The organism is Corynebacterium sp. (assembly GCF_030532195.1).
Classification (GTDB): Bacteria; Actinomycetota; Actinomycetes; order Mycobacteriales; family Mycobacteriaceae; genus Corynebacterium.
Genome location: NZ_JAUNLP010000006.1, coordinates 123,237 through 149,565, shown reverse-complemented (window position 1 = coordinate 149,565; position 26,329 = coordinate 123,237). Strand labels below are relative to the sequence as shown.

Annotated in this window: 31 protein-coding genes; 13 read left to right on the top strand and 18 right to left on the bottom strand. The window is 58.3% G+C overall.

Annotated elements, in window-relative coordinates; genetic code table 11:
• Positions 1-214: 214 nt before the first annotated feature.
• On the bottom strand, positions 215-1,099 hold the full coding sequence (locus tag Q4E11_RS08090; protein ID WP_303165032.1) for a sulfurtransferase: 885 nt from the start codon (positions 1,097-1,099) through the stop codon (positions 215-217).
• Between the two features lie 377 nt (positions 1,100-1,476).
• Here Q4E11_RS08090 and Q4E11_RS08085 point away from each other — a divergent pair, with 377 nt between their 5' ends.
• On the top strand, positions 1,477-2,535 hold the full coding sequence (locus Q4E11_RS08085; RefSeq protein ID WP_303165030.1) for a Cj0069 family protein: 1,059 nt from the start codon (positions 1,477-1,479) through the stop codon (positions 2,533-2,535).
• Positions 2,536-2,670: 135 nt separating this feature from the next.
• Here Q4E11_RS08085 and Q4E11_RS08080 read toward each other — a convergent pair whose 3' ends face one another.
• The 7 genes from Q4E11_RS08080 to Q4E11_RS08050 form a co-directional block, all read right to left on the bottom strand.
• The gene (locus Q4E11_RS08080; protein ID WP_303165028.1) at positions 2,671-3,273 is read right to left on the bottom strand and encodes a nucleoside triphosphate pyrophosphatase; all 603 of its coding nucleotides are present in this window, start codon (positions 3,271-3,273) and stop codon (positions 2,671-2,673) included.
• A 104-nt stretch (positions 3,274-3,377) separates the two neighbouring features.
• A complete protein-coding gene (locus tag Q4E11_RS08075) occupies positions 3,378-4,148 on the bottom strand; it encodes an ABC transporter ATP-binding protein (protein WP_303165026.1) in 771 nt (256 codons plus the stop codon).
• Positions 4,148-5,161, bottom strand: coding sequence for an iron ABC transporter permease (locus tag Q4E11_RS08070; RefSeq protein ID WP_303165024.1), 1,014 nt, complete (start codon positions 5,159-5,161; stop codon positions 4,148-4,150). Before Q4E11_RS08070 ends, Q4E11_RS08075 begins: the two co-directional genes overlap by 1 nt.
• A gap of 54 nt (positions 5,162-5,215) precedes the next feature.
• A complete protein-coding gene (locus Q4E11_RS08065; RefSeq protein WP_303165022.1) occupies positions 5,216-6,109 on the bottom strand; it encodes an ABC transporter substrate-binding protein in 894 nt (297 codons plus the stop codon).
• Between the two features lie 126 nt (positions 6,110-6,235).
• On the bottom strand, positions 6,236-6,496 hold the full coding sequence (locus tag Q4E11_RS08060; protein ID WP_303165020.1) for an acyl-CoA carboxylase epsilon subunit: 261 nt from the start codon (positions 6,494-6,496) through the stop codon (positions 6,236-6,238).
• Entirely contained in the window at positions 6,493-8,121 is a 1,629-nt protein-coding gene (locus tag Q4E11_RS08055) for an acyl-CoA carboxylase subunit beta (RefSeq protein WP_303165019.1), read from the bottom strand. Before Q4E11_RS08055 ends, Q4E11_RS08060 begins: the two co-directional genes overlap by 4 nt.
• A 104-nt stretch (positions 8,122-8,225) precedes the next feature.
• Complete coding sequence (locus Q4E11_RS08050) at positions 8,226-9,872, bottom strand: acyl-CoA carboxylase subunit beta (RefSeq protein ID WP_303165018.1); 1,647 nt, start codon at positions 9,870-9,872, stop codon at positions 8,226-8,228.
• Between the two features lie 125 nt (positions 9,873-9,997).
• On the opposite strand from Q4E11_RS08050, the gene Q4E11_RS08045 reads away from it, so the two are divergent.
• From Q4E11_RS08045 to Q4E11_RS08025, 5 genes are all read left to right on the top strand, one after another.
• The gene (locus tag Q4E11_RS08045) at positions 9,998-10,861 is read left to right on the top strand and encodes a biotin--[acetyl-CoA-carboxylase] ligase (protein ID WP_303165016.1); all 864 of its coding nucleotides are present in this window, start codon (positions 9,998-10,000) and stop codon (positions 10,859-10,861) included.
• Positions 10,862-11,323 (top strand): PH domain-containing protein, encoded by a 462-nt coding sequence (locus Q4E11_RS08040; protein WP_303165015.1) that lies wholly within the window; start codon positions 10,862-10,864, stop codon positions 11,321-11,323.
• Between the two features lie 45 nt (positions 11,324-11,368).
• Positions 11,369-12,643, top strand: a complete 1,275-nt coding sequence (locus tag Q4E11_RS08035; protein WP_303165105.1) for a 5-(carboxyamino)imidazole ribonucleotide synthase — start codon at positions 11,369-11,371, stop codon at positions 12,641-12,643.
• Between the two features lie 137 nt (positions 12,644-12,780).
• Positions 12,781-13,257 (top strand): 5-(carboxyamino)imidazole ribonucleotide mutase, encoded by a 477-nt coding sequence (gene purE, locus Q4E11_RS08030; RefSeq protein WP_303165104.1) that lies wholly within the window; start codon positions 12,781-12,783, stop codon positions 13,255-13,257.
• A gap of 258 nt (positions 13,258-13,515) precedes the next feature.
• Complete coding sequence (locus Q4E11_RS08025; protein ID WP_303165014.1) at positions 13,516-13,707, top strand: hypothetical protein; 192 nt, start codon at positions 13,516-13,518, stop codon at positions 13,705-13,707.
• A gap of 108 nt (positions 13,708-13,815) precedes the next feature.
• On the opposite strand, the gene Q4E11_RS08020 is transcribed toward Q4E11_RS08025, so the two are convergent.
• From Q4E11_RS08020 to rpmB, 7 genes are all read right to left on the bottom strand, one after another.
• Positions 13,816-15,426, bottom strand: a complete 1,611-nt coding sequence (locus tag Q4E11_RS08020; RefSeq protein WP_303165012.1) for an FMN-binding glutamate synthase family protein — start codon at positions 15,424-15,426, stop codon at positions 13,816-13,818.
• Positions 15,427-15,479: 53 nt separating this feature from the next.
• Positions 15,480-16,205 (bottom strand): TIGR03089 family protein, encoded by a 726-nt coding sequence (locus Q4E11_RS08015; RefSeq protein WP_303165011.1) that lies wholly within the window; start codon positions 16,203-16,205, stop codon positions 15,480-15,482.
• A 54-nt stretch (positions 16,206-16,259) separates the two neighbouring features.
• Positions 16,260-17,195 carry an AEC family transporter gene (locus Q4E11_RS08010; RefSeq protein ID WP_303165009.1) on the bottom strand — a complete coding sequence of 312 codons (936 nt, stop codon included), beginning with the start codon at positions 17,193-17,195 and terminating at the stop codon, positions 16,260-16,262.
• A gap of 215 nt (positions 17,196-17,410) precedes the next feature.
• On the bottom strand, positions 17,411-17,662 hold the full coding sequence (gene rpsR / locus Q4E11_RS08005) for a 30S ribosomal protein S18 (RefSeq protein WP_005511410.1): 252 nt from the start codon (positions 17,660-17,662) through the stop codon (positions 17,411-17,413).
• Positions 17,663-17,676: 14 nt separating this feature from the next.
• On the bottom strand, positions 17,677-17,982 hold the full coding sequence (gene rpsN / locus Q4E11_RS08000) for a 30S ribosomal protein S14 (protein ID WP_303165008.1): 306 nt from the start codon (positions 17,980-17,982) through the stop codon (positions 17,677-17,679).
• A 3-nt stretch (positions 17,983-17,985) separates the two neighbouring features.
• On the bottom strand, positions 17,986-18,150 hold the full coding sequence (rpmG, locus tag Q4E11_RS07995; protein ID WP_005511413.1) for a 50S ribosomal protein L33: 165 nt from the start codon (positions 18,148-18,150) through the stop codon (positions 17,986-17,988).
• A 3-nt stretch (positions 18,151-18,153) separates the two neighbouring features.
• A complete protein-coding gene (gene rpmB, locus Q4E11_RS07990) occupies positions 18,154-18,390 on the bottom strand; it encodes a 50S ribosomal protein L28 (protein WP_016423274.1) in 237 nt (78 codons plus the stop codon).
• A 541-nt stretch (positions 18,391-18,931) separates the two neighbouring features.
• Between rpmB and Q4E11_RS07985 the strand changes: the two genes are divergently transcribed.
• The 7 genes from Q4E11_RS07985 to Q4E11_RS07955 all read left to right on the top strand — a co-directional run bounded on the left by Q4E11_RS07985 (position 18,932) and on the right by Q4E11_RS07955 (position 24,229).
• Complete coding sequence (locus Q4E11_RS07985; RefSeq protein WP_297452659.1) at positions 18,932-19,198, top strand: type B 50S ribosomal protein L31; 267 nt, start codon at positions 18,932-18,934, stop codon at positions 19,196-19,198.
• 21 nt (positions 19,199-19,219) lie between these two features.
• Complete coding sequence (rpmF, locus tag Q4E11_RS07980; RefSeq protein WP_303165006.1) at positions 19,220-19,393, top strand: 50S ribosomal protein L32; 174 nt, start codon at positions 19,220-19,222, stop codon at positions 19,391-19,393.
• A gap of 229 nt (positions 19,394-19,622) precedes the next feature.
• Positions 19,623-20,315, top strand: a complete 693-nt coding sequence (locus Q4E11_RS07975) for a response regulator transcription factor (RefSeq protein ID WP_303165005.1) — start codon at positions 19,623-19,625, stop codon at positions 20,313-20,315.
• Positions 20,315-21,910 carry a HAMP domain-containing sensor histidine kinase gene (locus tag Q4E11_RS07970; RefSeq protein ID WP_303165004.1) on the top strand — a complete coding sequence of 532 codons (1,596 nt, stop codon included), beginning with the start codon at positions 20,315-20,317 and terminating at the stop codon, positions 21,908-21,910. Before Q4E11_RS07975 ends, Q4E11_RS07970 begins: the two co-directional genes overlap by 1 nt.
• Before the next feature lie 170 nt (positions 21,911-22,080).
• Entirely contained in the window at positions 22,081-23,385 is a 1,305-nt protein-coding gene (locus tag Q4E11_RS07965) for a S1C family serine protease (protein WP_303165003.1), read from the top strand.
• A gap of 138 nt (positions 23,386-23,523) precedes the next feature.
• Positions 23,524-24,024: a molybdenum cofactor biosynthesis protein B gene (locus Q4E11_RS07960; protein WP_303165102.1), complete on the top strand. Its 501-nt coding sequence runs from the start codon at positions 23,524-23,526 to the stop codon at positions 24,022-24,024.
• The gene (locus Q4E11_RS07955) at positions 24,017-24,229 is read left to right on the top strand and encodes a hypothetical protein (RefSeq protein ID WP_303165002.1); all 213 of its coding nucleotides are present in this window, start codon (positions 24,017-24,019) and stop codon (positions 24,227-24,229) included. The genes Q4E11_RS07960 and Q4E11_RS07955 overlap by 8 nt, the downstream gene beginning before the upstream one ends.
• 101 nt (positions 24,230-24,330) lie before the next feature.
• Here Q4E11_RS07955 and mscL read toward each other — a convergent pair whose 3' ends face one another.
• The 3 genes from mscL to Q4E11_RS07940 all read right to left on the bottom strand — a co-directional run bounded on the left by mscL (position 24,331) and on the right by Q4E11_RS07940 (position 26,224).
• Positions 24,331-24,747: a large-conductance mechanosensitive channel protein MscL gene (gene mscL / locus Q4E11_RS07950; protein WP_303165000.1), complete on the bottom strand. Its 417-nt coding sequence runs from the start codon at positions 24,745-24,747 to the stop codon at positions 24,331-24,333.
• Positions 24,748-24,879: 132 nt separating this feature from the next.
• Positions 24,880-25,500 (bottom strand): SAF domain-containing protein, encoded by a 621-nt coding sequence (locus Q4E11_RS07945; protein WP_303164999.1) that lies wholly within the window; start codon positions 25,498-25,500, stop codon positions 24,880-24,882.
• Positions 25,501-25,558: 58 nt separating this feature from the next.
• Complete coding sequence (locus Q4E11_RS07940; protein WP_303164998.1) at positions 25,559-26,224, bottom strand: 5-formyltetrahydrofolate cyclo-ligase; 666 nt, start codon at positions 26,222-26,224, stop codon at positions 25,559-25,561.
• Between the last annotated feature and the right edge of the window lie 105 nt (positions 26,225-26,329).

Genomic DNA, 26,329 nt, shown 5'->3' with positions numbered 1-26,329 from the left:
GAGGCGTACAACCCCTTTTTGGTTGCGACATAAGGGGGTAGGGAATGTTGTCCTGAGCAGTGTTCAATTACGTGTGGGGGCGCTCGAAATGGCGATTTCCAGTACAAAAAACTAGGGGTGTGACTGAAGTTACCGCTTTTAGGTGCAATCTGCGTCCCCTTGCTTGGGGGTGCTAGGGGGAGGCTGGGAAGAAGACCACACCTCCCAAAATCGGCTACAGGTTGCCCGGCTCCGCACCGCGGGCGATAGGCATGCCAATCATGTTGCCCCACTCGACCCAGGATCCGTCGTAATTGCGGACATTGTCATGGCCGAGCAGGTGATGCAGCACGAACCACGTGTGCGCACTGCGCTCACCGATACGGCAGTAGACAATCGCCTCATTGCCGAGGTCGACTGTCTTGTAAATCTCCTCGAGCTCCTCGCGATCGCGGAAGCGCGAATTCGGATGCACGGACTGATTCCACGGAATGTTCACTGCAGTCGGAATGTGGCCACCGCGCAGGACGCCTTCCTGTGGGTAATCGACCATGTGTGTTCGCACACCGGCATATTCCTCCGGAGTGCGTACGTCGATAAGCGGTGCCTTGCCGATTGCCTCGCGCGTATCGCTGAAGTAGGCGCGGAGGGTGCGGTCATCGCGCTTGACCACGGGGTAGTCCGTGCGAGGGTACTCGGGCACCTCGAAGCTGGTGTCGCGTTCCTCTGTCATCCAAGCATCGCGACCGCCGTTGAGCAGCCGCACGTCGGGATGCCCAAACAGCTCGAAGACCCAGAGCGTGTACGCCGCCCACCAGTTGGACTTATCACCGTAGATAACTACGGTGTCGTCGCGCGAGATGCCCTTTTTGCGCATGAGCTCGGCAAAGCTTTCAGCATCGATGTAGTCGCGCAGCACCGGATCGTTGAGGTCGCGGTGCCAGTCGATGCGAACGGCGCCAGGGATATGTCCGATGTCGTAGAGCAGCGCGTCCTCGTCGGATTCGACAACGCGCAGGCCCGGTGACCCCAGCCGGGCAGCAAGCCAGGAACTGGACACGAGGCGCTCCGGGTGGGCGTACTGCTGGAACTGAGGGTGTGGGTCGTGCGGGACAGCCATCGGAAACTCCCTTGGCGCAAAAGTTGGGCGAGTGAGACTACAAGACGATTTATCGTCAATTGCATATCCAGTTTACGGGTCGTGTGGCAGGCCGATGAATAGTGTCCGTGAAGGGGTTGAATTTTGCGCGCTTTACGACGGCCCCAGCGAGCGCATCTCAGCCCTGGGATAAGTCTCACAGTTGGGGGTAAAACGGGGTTTTTCAGCGCGCTTCACCGCGGAGTTGTGACTTAAAATTTTGCTTAGAGTTAGCGCAAAAACTGTGCTAATTCCTCTGCTGGATATGGGCTTTAAAGGGCTACCTGCCTGGGTATTCGTTGTGTTGTTGAAGACGGCTGAGTGCCAGTTGCCCCATCTGATTTGTTTTAGGAGTGCCTGTGCACAAGAACATCGTCGTATTCGAGGTCGAGGGCGGCTCGGATAAGTACTTCGACGGCCACCGCAAAGACACCATGCCAATCGTCAACGCCATCCGTGAGGCCGGTTGGAACGCTGAAGTCCTCTACTACCGTCCGGAGTGGAAGGACGACCTCTACGACTACGTTTCCCAGAACTTCGACGGCTACATCTCCCGCGTTAACCCGGGCAACATCCCCGGCGGCGAGAAGGGCTACTTCGATCTTCTGACCAGCCTGTCCGTCGCCGGTTTGGTGGGTATGTCCACCCCGGGCGAGATGATGGCTTACGGTGCCAAGGATGCACTGGTCAAGCTGAAGGACACGGACCTGGTTCCGTCTGACACCGCTGCTTACTACGATGTTGAGGCCTTCCACAACGCATTCCCGACGTCCCTGTCCTACGGTGAGCGCGTCCTCAAGCAGAACCGCGGATCCACCGGCTCCGGCATCTGGCGCGTTCGCATCGCTGACCCGGAGGTCGCTGCCTCCGTTGAACCGGGCACTCCGCTGCCGCTGAACACCAAGCTGCGCTGCACCGAGGCCGTGGATAACCACACTGAGGTCCGCGAGCTCGGCGAGTTCATGGACTTCTGTGATCAGTACATCATCGGTGACAACGGCATGCTCGTGGACATGCGCTTCATGCCGCGCATCACCGAAGGCGAGATTCGCATTCTGCTGGTTGGCCCGCACCCAGTCTTCGTCGTGCACAAGAAGCCGGCCGAGGGCGGCGATGCCTTCTCCGCAACTCTGTTCTCCGGCGCAAAGTACACCTACAACAAGCCGGAGGAGTGGCAGGACCTCATCGACATGTTCGCTGAGGCTCGCCCGGTTATCGCTGAGAACCTCGGTGGCGACAATATCCCGCTGATTTGGACGGCTGACTTCATGCTGGCAGACGGCGAAAACGGCGAGGACACCTACGTCCTTGGCGAAATCAACTGCTCCTGCGTCGGCTTCACCTCCGAGCTGGACATGGGTATCCAGGAGCTCGTCGCTCAGGAGGCCATCAAGCGCGTTGAGGTCGCGAATAAGTAGCCCACACTGCTTCTTAGACCGCACCTTGGTGCGGTCTTTTTTTGCTTTACGACGGCACCACGCGTGGTCTCCGAATTCTCTCTGCCGCCACACATGCGTTTATTTTCCTTAGGAACCGAGATCTTCGGTCAGCGACTACCGATTCCAGAACTGTGAGACCGAGTAGCCGTAGTGGTAGAGGGCTCGGCGTACGACTGGCAGTGATAGACCGATGACGCTGGAGGGGTCACCATTGATGCCATCGATGAACCAGCCGCCGAGGGCTTCCAGGGTGAATGCGCCTGCGCACTTGAGTGGCTCACCGGTTTTCGCGTAGGCCTCGATGTCCTCGTCAGAAATATCGCCGAAGTCAAGAGAAGTAATGGCGGCTTCGGTGTGCGTGCCGTTGGGCGTAATGATGCAGTGACCGGTAATGAGCTCCGCAGTCCGACCACGCTGCTGGTGCCAGCGGTGAATGGTCTTTTCTTCAGTGTGAGGTTTGCCCTGCAACTCCCCGTCGAGAAGCAGCATTGAGTCCCCACCGATAACGATGTCATTGGGGTAATCGTCAGCGACGGCGTGTGCTTTGGCGGTGGCGAGTTCCTTGACAATGCGTGCGGCGGATGCGTCCCCGAGGGAGGCGATGAGCGCGTCTTCGTCGACCTTGGGGGCGACGGTGACGGGCTCGATACCCGCGGAACGCAGGATGCTCAGCCGGGAGGGGGAAGTCGATGCCAAGACGATGCGAGGGGTTGTCATGACCCTTAATTTTAACCTTTTGTTTAACAACTTGAGCGGGGAATGCAGCGGTGACCGTGGCTGGAAGACATCGAGGAGGATTAATCGCGGCTATCCAACACCCGTCACGATGGACGCTGCGGAATAACAACCGGAGCGCTTATTTTCGTATCCAGACTCATAACACGCACCGAGGCTCCGTAGACGCACGCAATCGTGTCCTCAGTCAGCACCTCGCTGGGGCTGCCAGCGCGAACTAGCTTGCCACCGGACAGTAGCGCAATGCGGTCGCTGTATTGCCCGGCCAGAGTTAAATCATGGACAGCGGCAATGACAGTCAGGCCGGATTCCAGGCGAATCTCATCAATTATTTCCATCACCTGTTGTGCCATGCCGATGTCGAGGGCAGAGGTGGGTTCATCAAGAAGCAACACCTCAGGTTCCTGCGCCAGCGAGCGGGCCAGTACTACTCGTTGGAGTTCGCCGCCGGAGACGTCGTTAAGCGTGCGCTGCGCGTAAGCGGTGAGATTGAGGCGTTCCATGACCGCGTCGACCACACCGCCCTCGCGTCCGCGATACGGTGTGCGGCCGAGCGCGATGTAGTCGCGGATGCGCAGACCCTCCGGAATGACGGGTTGTTGCGGCATAAGCGCGACTTTTTGGGCGAGCTGGCGGCGGGCAATGCGGCGGGGATTGCCGCCGGCGACTTCGATATCTCCAGTGAAGCGGTTTAAGCCCGCGATGCAGTGCAGAAGCGTTGACTTACCGCAGCCGTTGGGACCGATGATGCTGAGCCACTCGCCGGCGCTCGCGGTCAAGGAGACATCGCTCAGCGACGGCGAGTCCGCGCCGAGATAGCGGAATGAGACGTTGCGGCAATTGAGCGAATTCGACATTAGCGTCCCCTTGACTTGCCGTAGCGACGAAGCAGGAACAGGAAGAACGGGCCACCGACAGCGGCGGTCACGACACCGACGGGAACCTCAGCAGGCGCCAGCACGGTGCGTCCGACGATATCGGCAAGCTGCAAAAAGGTCGCACCCACCAGCACGACCAACGGCAGTAGGAGCCGATGTCCCGGCCCCACGATGAGCCGCAGCGCGTGCGGCACGATGATGCCCACGAACCCAATCAGCCCGGACACGCTGACCGCCGCGGCGGTAATGAGCGTCGCGGCGCACACCATGACGATGCGCGTAAGCCCCACATTCAGTCCGAGTGATGCCGCCTCCGTATCGCCGACGCTCAGTACGTCCAAGATGCGTGACGACGCTACGATGACGCAGACTCCCAGCGCAATCGGTATCGCGACTGTGAGCACGGATCGCCACGTGGCCGTGCCCAGTTGGCCGAGCATCCAGCCGTAGACCTGCCTCAGTGAGTTCTCATTCCTCTGCAGCAGGAATTGCTGCATGGCATTGGCAAAAGCAGCTACGGCAACGCCTGCGAGAATGACTGTGACGGGGGAGGAGCGGTCGCCTAGCGAGGTTCCCACCAAATACGTCACCGCTACCGCCGCAACGCCGCCGAGGAAACCGACTGCCGGGATTGCGGCAGTGGCGATGCCGAAGAGAATGCCAACTGTGACTGCCAGCGAAGCGCCGGAGGAGATGCCGAGGAGGTATGGATCGGCAAGCGGGTTGCGGAACACCGCTTGGTAGGCGGCACCAGCTGTGGCCAGTGCGGCTCCCATCAGGGCTGCCAGTACCACTCGTGGCAGACGAACATTGAAGAGAATTGCCGATTCCCGGGTAGTCAGCGCCACTTCATCTGAGCCAATCAGACCGCCTGAGAGTGCATGGAAGACCCCGGCAACCGGCAGCGGTGCCGCGCCGATAAAGATGCCGACAACAAAAGTCGCCAGCAGCGCGAGGCTAGCGAGGGAAATGGACAAGATGCCTTTGGGCATATGGAGTACGTACTTCTAGCTGGTTGTAGCTGGTTTGGGGGCGGGATGGTCGCGCTACGCTGGTACCGGCTGGTAGGCCTTTACCGCATCGGCAATGGCTTCAATCAACTGCGGCAAACGCGGTCCCCAGCGACTGGCCAAGTTGGCATCCAGCTCAATGATGCGATTGTTCTTCACCGCATCAATCTCGTTCCAGCCTGGACGCGCGGAGACATCATCAGGAGTCACGCCACCGTCCGCGCCGCTGTCGGCCAGGAAAATCAGATCCGGATTAGCATCAATGACAGCCTCATTGGTCAGCTGTGGGTAGCCGTCACTCGGTCCTGCAATCGACTTCATGCCGAACATCGCATACGCCTGCCCGATAAAAGTCGAGTCTCCAGCGCTGTAGAGAGTCGGATCCGCCTCGTGGAAGTAGTTCAAGCCCTCCTTGCGGATGGCAGGATCCACGCTGTCCACCGCCGCGGCGATATCCTCCTTCATCTGGCTGACCAGCTTCTTGGAGTCATCACTGTGCCCAGTGCGCTCGCCAATCTGCTCAATTTGCTCGTAGGCCTGCTCAAACGTTGCAGCCGCCGGAAGCACTAAAAGCTCAATGCCCACCGCCTCGAGCGCTGCCCCAAGCCCATTGGCATCCTGGCTGGCAATAACAAGGTCCGGATCCTCCGCAATCACGGCCTCAGGGTTCGGCTGAAAGCCACTGAAATCACGGCGAGGTGCGTTCTCCGGGACGTCGGAAAGCGAATCGACCGCTACGACTTGGTCGCCCGCGCCGATGTCAAAGAGCGTTTCCGTCGCGGTGGGAGAGAGGGAGACGATGCGCTTGGCGACGGCACCAGACTCTGTAGCAGCAGAGTCAGTAGGGCTCTCGGTGTTGTCGGACGGTGTGCAGCCGACGAGCACCAGCAATAACGCAAAAAGTCCAGCGGACAGTGACTTGGAGTTCATAGCACCAAAGTCTATCTGGGCAAGGCAAAAGCGCCACCATCGACTAATTAGCGATGATGGCGCTGCGCGCTAGCGAATTGACGCCACTAGCAAGCGGTAACGACTACGCGGTAAGCGGTAGCTGTCCTAGTAAAAGTGGACGTTGCGGATTGTGCCCGGAACGTACCGGTGTGGCTGGTTGAAGCCTTCCTCCAACCGGCCCCAGTCGTTGCGGGGTCCGTGGTCCTCCTTGGCACCGCCAGCTGCAGCCATTCCCGCGAACAAGAGCGCGAGAGTAGCGGTCTCAGCGTCGGATGGATTGCCCTTGAGGACGGACATGAACGGTGCAGCCGAGGCTGCAGCGGCGTCCTTTTCTTCGGTTGCTGGGGTGTTGTTGGAATCGGTCACAGCGGAATGTTCCCATGCTTCTTGGCGGGTACGTTGACAACCTTGCGGTCGAGCAGGCGGAGGCCCTCGATGAGCTGGCCACGGGTCTCGCTCGGAGCGATGACGGCATCGACGAAGCCGCGCTCAGCAGCCATGTACGGGTTGACCAAGGTGGCTTCGTACTCTGCCTCGTACTCCTTCTGCAGTGCAGCAACATCCTTGCCCTCGGCTGCAGCAGCCTTGAGCTCCTTGCGGTAGATGAAGCCGACGGCGCCGGAGGCACCCATGACGGCAATCTGAGCAGTCGGCCATGCGAGGCTGATGTCAGCGCCCATGTCCTTGGAGCCCATCACGCAGTAAGCTCCGCCGTATGCCTTACGGGTAATGACGGTGATCTTCGGAACAGTGGCCTCAGCGTATGCGTACAGCAGCTTGGCGCCACGGCGAATGATGCCGTCGAACTCCTGGTTGGTGCCCGGCAGGAAGCCAGGAACGTCAACCAGCATCACAATCGGGATATTGAAGGCGTCACAGGTGCGGACGAAGCGAGCTCCCTTCTCAGCAGCCTTGATGTCCAGGCAGCCTGCGAACTGAATCGGCTGGTTAGCAACGAAGCCGACCGAACGGCCCTCGATGCGACCGAAGCCGATGACAACGTTCTGAGCGTAGTCTTCCTGAATCTCCAGGAAGTCCTCGTCGTCGACCAGGCGGGTGATGACTTCCTTGATGTCGTACGGCTGGTTCGGGGAGTCCGGAATCAGGGTATCGAGCTCAAGGTCGGTCTCAGTGATGTTGTCAGCGATGGAGCCCTCGAACGGCTCGGCCTCCATACGCGGAGCCTCTGCCCGGTTGTTGGACGGCAGGTAGCTGACCAGTTCCTGAACGAAGGTCAGTGCGTCCTCATCATCAGCAGCGGTGTAGTGCGAGGTACCGGAGGTGGACATGTGAGTACCAGCGCCACCGAGCTCTTCCTGAGTGACTTCCTCACCGGTGACAGTCTTGATGACGTCCGGGCCGGTGATGAACATCTTCGAAGTGCCGTCGACCATGACGATGAAGTCGGTCAGTGCCGGAGAGTAAACGTGGCCACCGGCGCAGGCGCCCATAATCAGCGAAATCTGCGGGATAACGCCCGATGCCTGGGTGTTGCGGAAGAAGATCTGGGAGTAAAGGCCGAGGGAGACAACGCCCTCCTGGATGCGGGCGCCCGCACCCTCGTTGATGCCGATAATCGGAACACCGGTCTTGATTGCCAGATCCATAATCTTGACAATCTTTTCACCGTAGACCTCACCGAGCGCGCCACCGAAGATGGCACCGTCCTGCGAGAAGACGCAGACCTGGCGGCCATCAATGGTGCCGTAACCAGTCACGACACCATCGGTGACGGGACGCTTTGCGTCGAGGCCGAAGTTCTTGGAGCGGTGACGTGCAAGAGCGTCAACCTCCACGAAAGAGCCCTCATCCAACAGGAACTCGATGCGCTCACGAGCGGTCATCTTGCCCTTGTCGTGGACACGGTCGATACCGGCCTGTCCCATTGGGGCCTGAGTTTCTGCGAGGCGTGCTCGCAGATCGGCCAATTTTCCAGCGGTTGTGGTCAAATCCGGAGTTTCACCGGTTTGTGTATTTGCGGCAGTCGTCATGCCAACTAGTTTACGTTTCGAAAACGGGGGGAGGTAGTCGGGGGCAACCGCCGTTAACAAAACCAGGGGTAAAAACTGTGAAAATTTTTACCAAAAGCCTGCTCTTACAGCGGAATGTTACCGTGCTTGCGTGCAGGCCACGGCACTTTCTTTGAAGTCAGCAGGCGCAGATTTTTCATCACTCGGGTTCGTGTCTCGGAGGGGAGGATGACTTCATCCAGTAACCCCCGTTCGGCGGCACGGTAGGGCGTCAGCATGTGTTGTTCGTATCCCTTTTCCAACTCAGAAATGAGCTCCTTCACACTTTGCGGAGTGCCCAATTCGGCCTCATTCGGGTTCCTAAGGATGGCATCCTCGGTAGCTTTTCTAATCTCCGCACGGTGGAGGAAACGTACTGCGCCGGAAGCGCCCATGACGGCAATTTGAGCTGTCGGCCACGCGAGATTGACATCAGCGCCAAGCCCCTTTGATCCCATGACGCAATAGGCTCCGCCGTAGGCCTTGCGCATCGTGACGGTGATTTTGGGGACTGTCGCCTCCGCGTAGGCGTAGAGCAGTTTCGCGCCACGACGAAGAATTCCCTGGTGTTCCTGGTGTGCGCCCGGCAGAAAGCCAGGAACATCCACGAGAAAAACGAGCGGAATGTTGAAACAGTCGCAGGTGCGTACAAAGCGAGCCGCCTTTTCGGCGGCATCGATATCCAAGCAGCCAGCAAATTCCATCGGTTGGTTTGCGACAAAGCCCACTGAATGGCCGGCCATGCGACCGAACCCAACCACGACATTGGCCGCCCGGTGCTCCTGGATTTCTAGGAACTCGGCATCGTCGCAAAGCGAATCGATGACCTCGTGGACGTCGTAAGGCGTGGATGGGCTGTCGGGGATGAGCGAGTCAAGCGCGCGGTCTGTGTCGGTGATGTCGTCGCTGGCGTCGGAATCCCAGTGTGGTGTGGGCGATGAGGTGTTGTTGGGCAGATAGTCGAGCAGATCGCAGACCCAATCGAGGCCGTCGCGTTCATTTGCGGCGGTGTAGTGAGAGTTACCCGCGATTTCCATGTGGGTGTCGGCGCCGCCTAGTTCGTGTTGTCCGATTTTTTCGCCGGTGACGGTTTCGATGACGTCCGGGCCGGTGACGAACATGCGGGAGTTGTCTTCGACCATGACAACGAAATCGGTGAGTGCTGGCGAGTAGGCATTTCCGCCTGCGCAGGCGCCGAAGATGACCGAAATTTGTGGGATGACGCCGCTGGCGCGGACGTTGTGGCGGAATGTCTGAGCGATGAAATCGAGGGAGACCGCGCCGTCTTGGATTCGGGCGCCGGCTCCTTCGTACATTCCGATCAGTGGACGGCCTGTTGTGATGGCGAGCTGCTGAATTTTGGTCATTTTCTCGCCGTAGACCTCGCCGAGTGCGCCACCGAAGATTGTGCCGTCTTGGGAAAAGATGCAGACCTCACGGCCGTCGATAGTTCCCCAGCCGGTGATTATGCCATCGGTAGCAGGGCGCTTGGCCTCCATTCCAAACGCGGTGGTGCGGTGACGAGCGAGGGCATCGAACTCGACAAAAGAGTCCTGGTCAAGAAGGTAGTCGATACGTTCTCGAGCGGTCATACGACCTGCAGTTTTGAGCTTGGCATAACTGCTTGGTCCCATCGGAGTGTGCGCCGCCGCGCGTCGACGCAGGAGGTCTTCGTTGAGGGAGGCGGTGGTGGGGTTGGGGGCTGCAGACAGTAAACGTGAGGAAAGTGTCATGTTAGGAAATGTAGTGTTTGGAGTCGAAAATAGTAAGCGTGTGTAGTGTGATGCTTCTCACGTGTGCGAATAATTGGAGTCAACACCGAATTGGCGAATCCGCCCAGGGCGCTAGACTGCTGTGCATGACCGACCCTCGTATTACTGCCTCTCGTAGTCCGCTTGACGTCACCCGTGTGCGCGCCGCCGCGCCAGGCTGGAATGCAATTGACGTTGTGGAGACCACGGGGTCGACGAATGCTGATCTCAAGGAACAGGCAGCGCCGGGGCTTGCGCCGGATCTCAGCGCGCTGATCGCATCGGAGCAGACCGCAGGCCGTGGCCGGCTCAGCCGCAGCTGGGAAGCGCCGAAGGGCGCATCCATTGCTCTGAGCGTACTGCTGCGACCAGAGGGGCTGGAGCCGGAGCAGATTGGTCTGCTGCCGCTCATCACAGGGCTGGCGGTAGTAGAGGCCGTGGTGGAAGTCGCCGGAATTGCCGCGGAGCGCGTCGCACTGAAGTGGCCGAATGATGTGTTGATTGACGGTCGCAAGCTCTGCGGCATTCTGGTGGAAGCCGCCTCGCTGACGCCGCCAGCACTCATTCCGGGGATGGGAATCAATGTGTCGCTACAGGAAGATGAGCTACCGGTACCACATGCCACGTCGCTATATCTGGCGGGCGCGGACAATCTCGACCGAAATGACATTTCCGCTGGAGTGTTGCGTGCGCTGGAACGTCGTCAAGCACAGTGGCGCCAGGGTGACGCCCAGCTCTTGCGTGATTATGAGGCGGTCTGTGCGACAATCGGCGCGAACGTGCGCGTGGAACTGCCGGGTGATCATGTGCTGGTGGGCAAGGCTGTTGGTGTGCGGGCGGACGGTGAATTGATTGTCACTGATGAGTCCGGCAAGAGTCATTTCATTGCCGCCGGTGACGTATTCCATGTGCGCGCAACCGACGGTGGCTATGCATCGGCGCACAACAGCGCGGAGCGAGGGGCTCGCTAAATGGCTTTTCCGTATGACGAGCTAGATCCGCGCGAAGTTATTCTGCTGGATACCAACCCGACCTTCGGCCGGTTGATTTGGCCACTGTTGGAGCTCATGGTCATCACCGGCGTCTGCTGGTTGCTCATCGGCTTCATTGACAGCCCAAATATTGCACCGGGAGATATGCAGGGTGTGCGTCAGCTGCTCATGCTGGCCTGGCTGCTGCTGATTCTGTGGCGGGTAGTGCGCCCAGTTTTCCGTTGGTTGGGGGAGCGGTTTGTCTTAACTGATCGGCGCATCATTCTGCGGCGCGGTGTGCTGCGCCCGCAGGTGGTGTCCATTGATTTGCGCTCGGTGCGGGCGGTGAATCGTAAGGGTGCAGTACTCTACCTGCACACTCGCCACTATGGTCCGCCGCTGGCCGTGGAGGATATCCCGAGTACGCGCAAGGTGGCTAAGTTGGTCTCCCGGTTGACCTAGGATTTTGGGCCATAACCTACAATCAGGGGTGTGACTGCTTCGGATATCTCTGAAAATTCCACTAATTCTGCTCCTGATTCCGCCGCGCCGACAACGGCCGCGCAGCATCCAGCGCACGCCGATGGCGTGCCGGTCATCTCGGTTATCGGTGATGGTCAGCTGGCTCGCATGATGCAGACGGAGGCCATTGAGCTTGGCCAGTCCATCCGACTGCTCGCCGGTTCGGCGGATGCCTCCGCAGCGCAGGTGTGCGCTGACGTGGTCATAGGTGACTATCACGTCTGGGAGGACGTTGAGCGTGCCGCTGCAGGTGCGCAGGCCGTGACCTTCGACCACGAGCACGTGCCGACGGAGTTCCTCAACAAACTGACCGAGATGGGTTACTCGGTCCAGCCACAGCCGTCCGCACTGCTGTACGCGCAGGATAAGCTGCTGATGCGTCAGCGCCTGGAAAAGCTCGGCGCACCCGTGCCGGTATACGCTGCCATCGAGTCGGTGGACGATGCCGTGGCATTCTTCGATTCCGTTGACGGTGAGGTCTGCTTGAAGGCACGACGCGGCGGCTACGACGGCCACGGGGTCTGGTTCCCGAAGGACCGCGAGGATTTGCGCTCGCTTGTCGACGAATTGCTGGGCAAGGACGTGCCACTGATGGCCGAGCGGAAGGTCGCGCTGGTCCGCGAGCTGTCAGCCATGTGCGCCCGTACCCCATCCGGTGAGGTCAAGGCCTGGCCGGTCCTGGAATCCGTCCAGCGTGATGGCATTTGTGTCGAAGCTATTTGTCCGGCGCCGGGCATTTCTGAGGAGCTGGCTAAAAAGGCTGAAAAGCTCAGCGTGGATATTGCCTCTGAACTCGGTGTGACCGGTGCTCTGGCAGTCGAACTGTTTGAGACCACCGATGCCGAAGGCAAGCCGGAAATTTTCGTCAATGAGCTGGCCATGCGTCCGCACAACACCGGCCACTGGTCTCAGGACGGCTGTGAAACCAGCCAGTTTGAGCAGCACTTGCGCGCTGTGGCAGATCTTCCGCTGGGATCGACCCGTCCGACTGCACCAGTGACGGTAATGGTCAATACTCTCGGTGGCCAGGAAGCCTCTGATGTGCCGATTTCGCAGCGCTTCGCTGAGGTCTGGCGTCGTTTCCCGTCAGTGAAGATTCACTGGTACGGCAAGGACTGGCGCCCGGGACGTAAGCTGGGCCATGTCAATCTGTGCGGTTATGACGCAAGCCCGGAGGGGATTGCCGAGACCCGTCGGATTGCCAACCTGGCTGCTGGCTACATCGTCGATGGCGTGTGGGCCGACGGCTACACCGCATAAGACCAAGCGAGGCCACCTAAGGCCTAGCATTTCCACAAACTCGATTGCTATCTCACAAGGAGACAACATTGGCTGAAGCAAACCAGGTGGCAAGCCCGAAGCTGGCAGACGCAACCGGTCCGCTGGTCGGTCTGATCATGGGCTCGGACTCGGATTGGCCGACTATGGAGCCGGCAGCACAGGTGCTGGCTGAGTTCGGTATTCCGTTTGAGGTAGGCGTGGTCTCGGCACACCGCACCCCGGAACGCATGATTGATTACGCGAAGTCCGCCGCTGACAAGGGGCTGCGCTGCATCATCGCCGGTGCGGGCGGTGCCGCACACTTGCCGGGCATGGTTGCTTCGGCCACTCCGCTGCCGGTTATCGGTGTGCCGCGTGCGCTGGAGAACCTGGAGGGCGTTGACTCGCTGCTGTCCATCGTGCAGATGCCGGGTGGCGTTCCGGTGGCAACCGTCGGTGTGGGCGGTTCCAAGAACGCAGGACTTTTGGCCGTGCGAATTCTCTCCGCCGGCTTCCCGGAGCTCATTGTGGCGATGGAGAAGTACCAGGCCAATATGCGTGATGAGGTCCTGGCGAAGGACGAGCGCCTGCGCAAGAAGCTGATGGGCGAGTAGCAGCGGAGAGATACATCATCGTCGCCTCCGCGCGATAACACCTTTTGAAATCCTCATTTCGAGCCTTCAACGGCCGGAGTGAGGATTTTTCTAAATTGTTATCCAACTATCACCGTTAGCGGCGCTAATCTATTTTTCATAGCAATTAAGCCAATTATCCGAAGATTCGAGGCGATACCCGTAGGTGCCCAGCAGAGTTCTGCAGGCATCCGCAAGTACCAAAATGTTGTATAAGAAACTTGCTTAAGGAGAAATCGCATGTCGGATAACAAAGCTCGAATGATTAATCTATTTTTCGCCATCGTCGTTGGCGTGGTTGTTGGCCTCGCACTTGCCTTCACCGCCTATTCCCTTGGCCTCATTGAAGGAGATATCGGTGTTGTCTCCGGTGTCACCGCCGGCATTGTTTCGGTGCTGATGTATGGAGTCCTGAGGCGGCGTTCACTGTAAAAGCCGCATAGAAAAAGCCGCTGGCACCCATATCGCTTTACGACGATCATCGTGCCAGCGGCCTTTTGTACATGGCCATGGCGGCCAATACCGCATGCGCAGTGCAACCTATCCGTGCATATGAGCTGCCGGGTAGTGGAAGGTATCCGGGTCTGCAGCCTCCCAGGCATCGGCCCAGTTGCGGAAGCGGGTACCGGTGAGCAGCTCACCTGGAGCCAGCCAGTTGTAGAGCTCTGCGTAGGATTCACCAACCTGCTCACTGGTGCGACGCAGCAGATGTTCCGGGCCCAGCTCGTCGAAGCTTTCCAGGCCCATGGACGCGAGCAGGCCAGCTGCTTCCTTCACCGTAGCGTTGTGGTAGTTGGCAACGCGGTGCCCCTTGTCCTCAACATCTAGGGCCTTCCACAGTTTTGGATCCTGGGTGGCCACACCCACTGGACAGGTGTTGGTGTGGCAGAGCTGCGACTGAATACAACCGGTCGCCATCATCATGCCGCGCGCGGAATTTACAAAGTCCGCGCCAATGCACATGCGTTTAATGATGTCGAAGCCAGTGATAATTTTGCCGGATGCGCCGAGCTTGATGCGGTCACGAAGACCGGCACCGACAAGAGCGTTGTGGACCATAATCAGGCCGTCGGTAAGTGGCAGACCCACGCGGTCGGAGTATTCCAGTGGTGCGGCACCGGTGCCGCCCTCTGCGCCGTCGACGATGATGAAGTCCGGTGTGATGTTTTCTTCCAGCATTGCCTTGCAGACAGCGAGGAATTCCAGCTGGGAGCCCGCACACAGTTTGAAGCCGACTGGCTTGCCGCCGTTGAGCTCACGCATCGTGCCCATGAACTGCACGAGCTCACGCGGGGTGGAGTAGACGTGGTGGTATGGCGGGCTCATAACGCCCTTGCCAACTGGAACGTGGCGGGTTGCCGCAATTTCTTCATTGACCTTGTGGCCTGGCAGCATTCCGCCCAGACCCGGCTTAGCGCCCTGGCTGACCTTCAGATATGTTGCTTTGACCTGCGGAAGCTTTGACTTTTCACGGAATAGCTCCGGATCAAAGTCGCCATCTTCGGTGCGGGCACCGAAGTAGCCTGAACCCAGCTGCCAGTAAATGTCAGCACCGTACTTCAGGTGGTATGGGCTGATTGCGCCCTCGCCGGTGTCCTGGACGAAGTTGCCCAACTTTGCGCCCATGTTCATTGCCATGACGGCATTCGGAGACAGCGAACCGAAACTCATCGCCGAGATATTCATAATCGACGCGGAGTACGGGTGTGCACAGTCGGGGCCGCCAATCTGGACGCGCGGGTCCTTAATCACATTGCGGCTAGGCGCCATGGAGTGGCGGACGTATTCATAACCAGGAGCGTTAATCTTGCGCTCAGTACCGAAGGACTTCTTGGAGGTCAGTCCCTTGGCACGCTCATAGACCACGGTTCGGGTATCGCGGTCAAACGGCGCACCGTCAAAGTTGCGCTCAATGAAGTACTGCTGCATCTCCGGGCGGATGGTCTCACCCAGGTAGCGCAGGTGGCCGATAACTGGGAAGTTCCGGAGGATGGAGTGCTTCTTCTGAATCATGTCGTAGATGGCCAACAAATCCAAAAACAGGATAAATGCCATCAGGATCCACCACCACGGGCTCAGATCCCATACAGCTAAGGCGCCCAAGACATTGAAAAGAGCGAGAATCGCGAGAATATATGGTCGGGTAATCACGATTTCTAGATTATCGCGACCACCGATAAGACCTCTCGCCGGGAATCAGTCGGCTAAATGACCCGTGCCTTTTCCGAGCTTGCAATTGCCTCCAGCCGTGCCGCATCGCCACCGCGCACAACGACGGCAGCGCCGCCGCTAGTCCATGCAGACAACACGTTACGGGCCCAAAGTTGTGCGCTGACCTGCTCGGATTCCGAATCCAGCCAACCGTGGGAAACTATGCGAGATTTGGGGGCGAGTTCCAGCTGCTGAGCGAACTGGTGAGCGTCATTAATAAGCCCGTCAGCCGATGCTTCCCCAATAACGGGGGCTTCTTCGGAATCAGGGCCAGCGCCAAGGTACGCATCCGGGTGGAAACGGACTTCGGGGCCGAAGTCAATAACCCCTGGTGGGATGTCATCGCCGCATTCAACGACACCGCGGCCGAAGGGGTCGTCGGTAAGCACCGCAAGATAGGCATCCGGGAACTTTTCCTCCCACGTGCTCAACTTCTCAGCGGTGGTGAAGACGACGAGAGGCTCGTCGTCGCTAACCGTCACACCGGCGCGTTCGCAGCCGAGAATGATGCAGGCCGCCTGCCAAATCAATGGCAAATCAATCCAAGCCTGATCACCGGCGACAAGGTCGAACTCGTCGTGCAACATGTTTGCAATCTTGGACGCCCAGTTATCCAGCGTCTGTGCGGATAGGTCTGTGCGGCCACCGGTAGTTTCGTCATAACAGGTCAAACGAGGAACAGATGGGTCTGCCTCGAGAAGTGTCTTCAGAATCTCCACGCCCTCAAGGGTAACGAGATTCGTTATCGGCCGTCGGAAGCCGCTGACTGCTACCTAACTAAGGAGGAGGGTAAACGCTGCGATCGTCGGCAAGCACGCGATAGTTGTGATGACACCACAGTCGCGCGCCTGCTCGAGATTGCGCCCGAATCGGGAGGCGAAAGTGTAGACGTTTTGAGCAGTCGGCAGGCCTGCGATGATGACGGCGGCAAGCAGCGCGTGTCCCGACAGCCCGAACAGGAAGTGGCCGAACACCAGCGCGAGGGTGGGGTGAAGGAAGAGCTTTAGCGCAGAGGCGACCACGACCGCGCGACGAGGGGAGCGGCCGGCCTCCATAAACGGCATGCCGTGCAGACTGATACCGAACGCGACCAGCGCCATCGGGACAGCGGCCTGCCCCAGCAGACCCACGGGATGGACAACGAACTCGGGGACGTGGATGTCAAAGGCGTTGACGGCAAGTCCCACCATTGCAGCGAGGAAAATGGGATTCTTCAGCGGTGCCGCGATGACGGTGCGAAGTCGAAAGCGACTGCGGTTAGTAAGGATTTCCAGCACCGTCATAGAGGCCGGCGCGTAGAAGGCGATTTGGAAAATCAGGGCTGGGACGACGGCAGTTGCGTCGTGAAGCACGGCGACGGCGATGGGTACGCCGAGATTGGCGACGTTGTTGTAGCTCGATGACATCGCACCGACCACGGCATCCGCGCCGCGTTGCTTGAACGCAGGTGCCACGGCGATGCGGTAGACCGCCGCGGTGGACAGCGCTGAGAGCGCCGCGACAGCAAACGCGGAGCCAAAGATATTCGCTGAGTCCGCGGTGGCGAGCGTGTGTGCGAGCATGCAGGGCATGGCAATCCAGAAGACAACCATGTTCAGGGTAAAAGACGCGCGCTTATCGACGATTTCGCTGCGCCCAAACACCCACCCAACAACAATCAGGATTGCGACGGAACCGAATCCGGTGAATATCTCTGCGAGGGCGGGCATAGTTGAAAAGTCTAGGCCATGGGGCAGGCGCCCCAGCGATTACTAAGCAAAATAGGTATAAAAATACAAAACGGACCCAATCCTTTTTCCCTTCGTAGCAGGGAGGATTAGGTCCGTTTTACGCTGTCATCGCATGTTTATCGTCATGCGGCCAGCGCGTAAATAAGGCCTTTCGGCGGGTATTCGAATGATCGGCTCCCGCCGACCAGCCGTCTTTAGCGGCTGGTGAACGGCAGGAGAGCCATCTCGCGGGCGTTCTTCACAGCGGTAGCGACCTGGCGCTGCTGCTGCGGAGTAAGCCCGGTGACGCGGCGGGAACGAATCTTGCCACGATCGGAGATGAACTGGCGGAGCAGGTTAATGTCCTTGTAGTCGACCTTCTCAACGCCTGCGGCCTTGAGCGGGTTCTTCTTCGGGCGGCGGGACTGCTCCATCCGCGCCTTCTTGTTAGAGTGATTGCGCTTCATTGGTGCTCCTCGACTTACCAGCTGGACTTACGGACGCCCGGGAGTTCGCCGCGGTGGGCCATCTCACGAACGCGGACACGGGAAAGACCGAACTTGCGGAGGTAGCCACGTGGGCGACCGTCTGCATTGTCACGGTTACGAACACGAACCGGCGATGCGTCGCGCGGCTGGCGGTTCAGCTCGTACTGTGCGTCCAGGCGCTCTTCGTCAGTGGAGTTCGGGGACTTGATGATGCGCTTCAGTTCAGCGCGACGTTCTGCATAACGAGCGACGATTTCCTTGCGCTGCTCGTTCTTGGCAATCTTAGACTTCTTAGCCATGAATTAGCGCTCCTCGCGGAATTCGACGTGCTTGCGGACTACCGGATCGTACTTCTTAATGGTGATACGGTCCGGGGTGTTGCGCTTGTTCTTACGGGTCACGTAGGTGTAACCGGTGCCCGCAGTGGACTTCAGCTTGATGATTGGACGAATGTCATTACGTGCCATTTTTTAGATCTTCTCCCCACGTGCACGGATCTGAGCAACAACAGCTTCGATACCGTACTTGTCGATGGTCTTCAGACCCTTCGGGGACACATTAAGAGTAATGTGACGACCCTCAGAGGCGAGGTAGAACTTCTTACGCTGCACGTTGGGGTTCCAACGGCGCGATGTGCGCCGGTGGGAGTGGGACACGGTCTTGCCGAAAGACGGCTTGCGTCCCGTAACCTGGCAAATCGCCGACATAGGGATTCCTTTGCTTCCTTGCCGCCCAATGCCGACGCAATTGGCGCGCCACGCCGGTTAGCTCACCGGGGCGCTGCCCATTGACATTCGACGCTGAGCGCGTAAACGAATAACTAGACAACAGCGAAAAAACAGTTTACACACGACAGGCGTGTTTACCTAATCGCTGGTCCTGTACAGGAAGCGATGCCTATTAGTCTTAGTAATCGACGTAGCCTAAAACTCGGTTTAGCTCTCCGCTCAACGTGCGAATATTTAAACTCTGGTCTCGTACTTTACCGCGCCTCGTACGCTTTTGCTTAACGACGACCGTAGCGGCGCGTCCTCGTCCTTTTTTATTTTTCCGCGTTGACCCTGTAATATCTGCACGAGTGTCACATGCCGGTTCCTAGAAAATGCAGCCACTGGCGCAGATTCTTTACCTGGTGCGTGTCATTTGTAAGTCGTATTCGTACCCAACTCAGGCACGATTCGTCGCACCTTTAACTATGGTGCCGGGCGAAAGCGACCTGAAGTTCAATCCTGAGGGAAACGAGATTTAATGAAGAAGGACATCCATCCTGATTACCACCCAGTGGTATTCAAGGACGCAAGCACGGGTCACTCTTTCCTTACCCGTTCCACCGCAACCTCCGACCGCACTGTCGAGTGGGAAGACGGTAACGAGTACCCGCTGATCGTCGTTGACGTCACCAGCGAGTCGCACCCGTTCTGGACCGGTGCTCAGCGTGTCATGGACACCGCTGGTCGCGTCGAGAAGTTCCAGCGTCGTTACGGTAACCGCATTCGCCGCGCGAAGAAGAACTAAGGACAGGAGGGGAAATCCACAATGGCAACACCGAAGCGTCGTATGTCGCGTGCTAACACCCACGCACGTCGTTCTCAGTGGAAGAGCAACAATGTTGCTCTCCAGGAAGTTAAGGTCAACGGCCGTTCCTACATGGTTCCTCGTCGTATCGCCAAGGCTGCTCAGCTCGGCCTGGTCGACGTCGAGAAGTTCTAAGGCGCGCCCCAACCGGCTATTGCGTTCCTCATTTTTGCAAGGAACGATTTAAAAGAGCTTTTTTAAAAACCTCACCCGTATTACCTCGCTTGGTGATGCGGGTGAGGTTTTTTATTCGGCCTTGGGCCAGGGGTACCCAGGTGAGCGATAAGTGAGGTGCTGAACACTCTCACAAAGAATATGTGTCGCTTTCACACTCGCCTTATCTTTTCAAGGCACAATAGACAGTATGAAGATTTTGGTAGTTGATGACGATCAGGCGGTGCGCGAGGCACTGCGGCGTTCGTTGACATTCAACGGCTACACCGTTGATTTGGCTGAAGACGGCGAAGAGGCCCTGGAAAAGATTGAAAAGGACCGCCCGGATTTGGCCATTTTGGATGTCATGATGCCCAAGATTGATGGCCTCGATGTGTGCCGTCGTCTGCGCAGCGAGGGCGATGATTTGCCGATTATGATGCTGACCGCACGCGACTCGGTTTCTGAGCGCGTCGCTGGCCTGGACGCTGGCGCGGATGACTACCTGCCAAAGCCCTTTGCGCTGGAGGAGCTTCTCGCTCGCGTGCGTTCGCTGCTGCGGCGCGCGGCGCTGGAAGTGTCGGTTGCTGAAGATGCCACCACGCTGCAGTTTGAGGACCTGTCCCTGGATCCGGAGACACGCGAGGTATTCCGCGGTGACCGCCGTATTAGCCTGACCCGCACGGAGTTCGCGCTGCTGGAGCTGCTGATGAGCAACCCGCGTCGCGTGCTGTCGCGTACCGCCATTCTGGAAGATGTCTGGGGCTACGACTTCCCAACTTCCGGCAATGCGCTGGAGGTCTACATCGGCTACCTGCGCCGTAAGACAGAGGCCGAAGGGGAGCCTCGTCTGATTCATACCGTCCGTGGTGTCGGCTATGTGATGCGGGAGACCGCACCGTGATGTTGCGCCGTCGTCGTTCGACCGGCGGTGGCGCGCAATCAGAACAGCGTTCGGCCTCGAAGGCGAAGGCCGCTGCGGGGCAAAGCACCGTCGGAAAGCAAGGGCAAACCCAAGAAACGGACGCGGAGGAGTGGTCGGATGTTGCCGACCTGCCGCGGCGTTCGCGAATCCCGTCACTGCGTTGGCGGCTGACAATTCTGACGGCGCTCATCGTGGCGGCATCGGTGGGATTGATGACGCTAGCTGCGTTCTTTACAGTGCAGGCAACGCTGTACCGCGAAGTGGATAATAACTTGCGTAATCAGGCCACTCAGTTGCTCAATTCCCCGTACGCGTCCGAGTTTGCTATCGGCCCGTCGTTCTCGGCAGAGTCGCTGAAGATTCTCAATCCTGACTTAGATGCTGTCTACTTTGCACAGGGAAGCGTCACCGGTAGGGGAGACACGATTTCCATTGGTGGCCCTGAGTTGGCAGTGCTGCGGGGTAATCGCGCTGAGTCTATTCGTACTGATGAATACAACGGTCGCCGCATTTTTGCGATTCGTGACCCCAATGGCGCGACGCTGATCCTGGCTCAAGATTTGAGCTCAACGCAGTCAATCCTCAAGGCGCTGGGTGCAGTCCTGCTGAGTATCTCAGCCATTGGTGTGCTCTTTGCCATTGGTGCTGGCATCACGGTTGCGACTACGGGCCTGCGGCCGGTGACACGGTTGCGCATTGCCGCTGAGCGGGTGGCCGCAACCGATGAACTGCGGCCGATTCCGGTTGAGGGCGATGATGAGCTAGCTCGCTTTACGCGCAGCTTCAATGAGATGCTGGCGGCACTGCAGGCATCGCGTACGAAGCAGGCTGAGTTGGTTGCTGATGCCGGCCATGAGTTGAAGACTCCGCTGACGTCGTTACGCACGAATATTGAGCTATTGATGATGGCATCGCGGTCTGGTACCACCATTTCCGATGAGGATCGCGCTGACCTGGAAGCCGATGTGATTGCACAGCTCGAAGAGCTGTCGACACTGGTCGGAGATCTGGTTGATCTAGCTCGTGAAGATGGTCCGCAGCAGGTCATTGAGCACGTCGATGTCGGCGAGGTGATTTCGGAATCGCTGACGCGTATTGAGCGTCGTCGCCCAGACTTGACCTTCGATGTGCAGGCTCAGCCGTGGTACGTCTATGGCGATCCGGCGGGGCTGGGGCGTGCGATTTTGAACCTGATGGACAATGCTGCCAAGTGGTCGCCGGAAAATGGCACGGTGCGAATTCGGCTGCGGCCAATTAGCGAAGTCGTCGCCGAGTTTACGGTGGCGGATTCCGGTCCGGGTATTCCGAAGGAAGATCGGGAAAAGGTCTTTGAGCGCTTCTACCGGTCGATTCAGTCGCGATCCATGCCGGGCTCTGGTCTGGGCTTGGCAATTGTGAAGTCGGTAATTGTGCGCCATGGCGGAACTATCACTGTCGATGAATCCGATGATGGCGGTGCGCTGATGCGTGTGACGCTGCCGGGTAGCGCAAATAGCGGTCACGAGCCGGAAAAGAATCAATTGGGCACGCAGGCGCATCCCGAAGACGGTGATTCTGCGCCCAGGGGCAAATAGAGACGACTAGTTCGGACTGATTCGGGCAAATCCAAAAACCATGTTTTCCCCGCATCACACGACCTTTAGGTCGTGTGATGCGGGGAATCACTGTTTTATTTTGAGAATTATCGGACAGACTGCAGATTGTTCTCAGGGAATTGTCAGTCAGACAGTGCAAGGTGTTACGTATGAGCAATTCTTTCAACGATTCCTCGCAGGGAGAACCGCTGGGACAGAATTCCCCGTACTCCCGAGACTTCAGCGGGAACCGGGCTGAGGCGAGTACTGATTCCACGAATCAATTCGCTACCGCCGGCAGCGGTTGGGAGGACCCCCGCTTCACCACGGCAATGCCGCAGTATGAAGCCTATGGTGGTGCGCCGTCGAATCCAGGCGGCCACGGAAAGTCGAAGCCACGTGGTAAGGGGCTTAGCGCTTTGGCCGTAGCTGCGCTTGTGGTGTGCTCAGCGGCCATTGGCGGCGGCGCTGGCGCATGGATGGCAAGTCGCTCGCAGCCGGAAGTCGCTAGTAATAACGCGCTGGATAAACCGGCCGAGACCCGCCAGGTCGCCGCCGCCGACGGCTCCGTGGAAAAGGTCGCACAAAAGGTACTGCCCAGCGTCGTTTCCATCACCACCGTCACTGGCCAGGGGATGGCCTCTGGCTCGGGGTCGATTTTGTCCTCCGATGGTTTGGTGCTGACGAATAATCACGTCGTCGCAGGCGCTGAGCAGGGCGGTGAGATGGAGGTATTGCTTTCCGACGGTACAACTCACCCCGCCAAGCTGGTCGCCGGTGACGCTTCCACTGACATTGCCGTCATTCGAATTGAAGGTGTCAACGGCTTGCGACCAATCTCGCTGGGCAATTCTGCTCAAGTGCAGGTTGGTCAGGAAGTAGTGGCGGTAGGCTCGCCACTCGGTCTGACTTCCACCGTGACACAGGGCATTGTCTCGGCGAAGAACCGTCCGGTCTCGACTCAGGGCGAAGATGGTCAGTCTTCGGTGATTGATGCAATTCAGACTGATGCCGCAATTAACCCCGGTAACTCTGGTGGCGCGCTGGTGGATATGGAAGGAAATCTCATTGGTGTGCCCAGCGTGATTGCTTCTAATACCACTGGCAATGAACAGGCAGGCAGCATTGGTCTGGGATTTGCAATTCCAATCGACCAGGCTCGTCGAATCGCTGAGGATCTGATTGACACTGGCAATGCGCGGATGCCGGTGATTGGAGCGCAGATTGATACGCGTCCGATTACCCGTGGCGCGCTGGTGCGAGAAGTAACTCCAGATGGTCCTGCTGACAAAGCTGGTCTGAAGCGTGGAGATGTCATCACCAAGTTGGATGACCGCACACTTGACAACGGCGTGGCCCTAATCGCGGCTATCCGGTCGCATCGGATCGGTGATTCTGTCACACTTACAGTTACAGATGAGCGAGGTGGCAACGAGCGAACAATCGATGTCACTTTGGCGGAGGCGCCGAATTAGTCATTGATTGTGGGGATTGATGCCCTGTGCTTCCCCTTATTTGAGATAGCTTTCGGTCGAAATACCGTGGGAGAAAGTGAGATAGAGCAGATGAGCGAAACCGTTAGCACCGAGCCGAGTGACGCCAACCTCGCCGAGATGGAACAGCTGATTAATGGCAACGACCACGTGCGCAACGCCTTTGTTGTGCTGGTGGGCGATCACTTCGATGAGCCGGATGCTGCATCTTCGCTCATGGTCGAGCTCCTGGAAGAGGCCGGCTACTCCGTCGATGCCGTAGTCAGCACTGTTGCAGCGAAGCGGGAGATTCGCAAGGCCCTGGACACCGCAGTAGTCGGTGGCGCAGATCTCGTCGTCACGCTTGGTGGAGTTGGAGTTGGCCCGCGCGCGAAGACTCCGGATGCGACGCGAAAGGTCCTGGACGTGCGCCTTCAGGGCATTGAGCAGGCAGTTCGTAGCTCGGGTATGGGCGCTGGCATTCTCGATGCCGGTCTTTCTCGTGGGTTGGCAGGCGTGTCGGGGCAGACGGTCATCATCAATCTGGCGGAGTCCCGCCCAGCAGTTCGCGATGGTATGGCCACCATTCTTCCGCTGGTCGCTCATGTCATTGAGGATTTGAGTCGGTGCAGCTATGAGTGATGATCAGGGTAGTCCTGAGCCACAGTCGGCTCCATCGCGCGGTCGCCGGCAGCGACGCCGCGCGGGCGCACCGGCGAAGAATTTCGCGCGTAAGGCCGGTAAGAAATCTGCGAGCGCGGTGACCTACCACGATGAGTCACCGGAGGACGCACGTGGATTTGATGCGGACTACTGGGCAAGCCAGCGACCGCCGCATTGGGGCTAGCGCCGGGGAACGGGGCGGAGAATACCAATAAAAACGACAAATGCGGGTGGCACTCAACTAACTGAGTGTCACCCGCATTTTTCACTAGCGGCAATTACCGACTAATTGAGTTCCTTGTTGGACTTGCCGTTCTGCTCTGCGAGCAGGTCACGAATCTCGGTCAGCAGATCAGCCTCGGTGACCTCCGGCTCTGCCGGAGTGGACAGACGCGCTTCACGCATCTCATTGAATTTGTTCATTGGAGCCACGATGACGAAGTAGACCACGGCTGCAACAAGCAGGAAGTTGATGATTGCGGTGATAACAGCAGCGAAGTCCAGGTAGGTAGCATCGTTGCCGGGGATGATATGGAAGCCAAGGCCGGTCACCTCTGCGCCGCCGATGGCATTGAGCAGTGGCTCGAGCAGGCTATCGGTGAATGCAGTGACGATAGCAGTGAACGCAGCACCGATGACAACACCGACTGCCAGGTCGATGACGTTGCCACGCATGATGAAGTCTTTAAAGCCCTTGAGCATGTGATTTATCCTTTTGTGGACTTGAATTGTACTTACCTATTATAACCGTTCCACATTTGTTGTGAAATTCAACGAAAGTGTATTGTCGCTGGTCAGTAGGTTCTAGGTAGGGATCTAGTGAGATTTAAGTCACTATCCCGCCAGTAACAGTGTTAGTGGAGAGGTTAAGGACGTCGCCGCGACAACTTCTGCAGCACCTGCAGGCAACGCCACCAACACCACCTCGTCTTCAACAATGTTGACCACTCTCGCACCGTGCGCTAGTGGCGCAGCGGCACCACTCTCCGACGCGGTAGAGACAATATCGACGCTGTCGCCCGTGCGCAGCGCCGAGACAATGCCGGCATCAGCCAGGGTAATGGCAATGATTTTGCTTTCCGACGTTCCGGTCAGCGCCCCAGCCAGCGACGGGCCGACCATGCGCTGCTCCGTAAGAATCTCACCAGCGGACATGCCAATGGCAAGCGTGCGACCCGCTGCATCCGCAAGTTCAGTAACTGCAGTGGCGGGAACCAATTCCCGAGGAAACTCCTTTACGGTCACGTCGCCCTCTGCCAAGGTGTGGCCCGCGGCAACTGCCTTGGCACCAACTACCACTCGGATGTAGCCGCTGCGTGGGCGAAGTGACTCAGAAAGTGCAAGGCCGAGCGCACACACGCAAATGAGCAGAGCAATAATGCGGCGAATAGTTGTTGGCCGAAGCCTGCGGAATCGCTGGAAAGAAAAAGTCTGATTGGAAAAATTTAGGCTCATATAGGGTTAGGCGCGAAAAATGCCCAAACGGTTCCATTGAATTTTCCCTTAAGCGCAGCTAGTGAACCTGAGTCCTTCTAATCGCAGAGGGGGTAATCACAAAATCCGCCGGGATATCGTGGGTGTCGAAAGCAAGGCCCTCGCGCAGTTCCTCATCAAATACCACAACCGCAATTGCTGCAGGATGCGCGGCAGATTCCTCGCGCCGGGCAAAAACCAGGCTCCGATCGTAATAGCCAGCTCCGCGCCCCAGTCGCATACCTGTGACAGGATCAGCTGCCAGTGCCGGCAAAATAATGGCATCAGCCTGTTCCAATTCCCCTGGTGCAAAAGCTGAATCAGCAGGCACCGGTTCTAGTAACCCGAACCTTCCTTTGCGCAGTGTCCCGGTGTAGTAGCCCCAACGCAGCGGTTGTGGGGCACCGAGTGGGCAGACGGGCAACATCAGTCGAGCGTTCGCAATGGCGCTGACTAGGTGGTCTACAAACCCCTGGCCGGTATTTTCGCCGGGAAGCGTCGCGCCGGGCTCGTCACCGGCGGGGACATAAGCGGCAATAACAGGTTCAGTAAGGTCGCCGACGGAAGTGGCCAACCAACTTTGCAAACGCTGAACCAGGGCTTCGTCGTCAAGCGTGCGTGAACGGATTTCCTTTGCGGCGCGAGCGGCGAGTAACTCACTGCGTGCGTGGGCTTTGGAGCTGGCAGATTGGGGTTGCGAGACCATACTTGCCAACCTACTCGGTCGATGCTGACAAGCGGGAATGAAAATTTTTGGTCAAAACGCTGACCAACGCGGGGTCAGCCTCCGAACAATCGGAAGTTATATCGG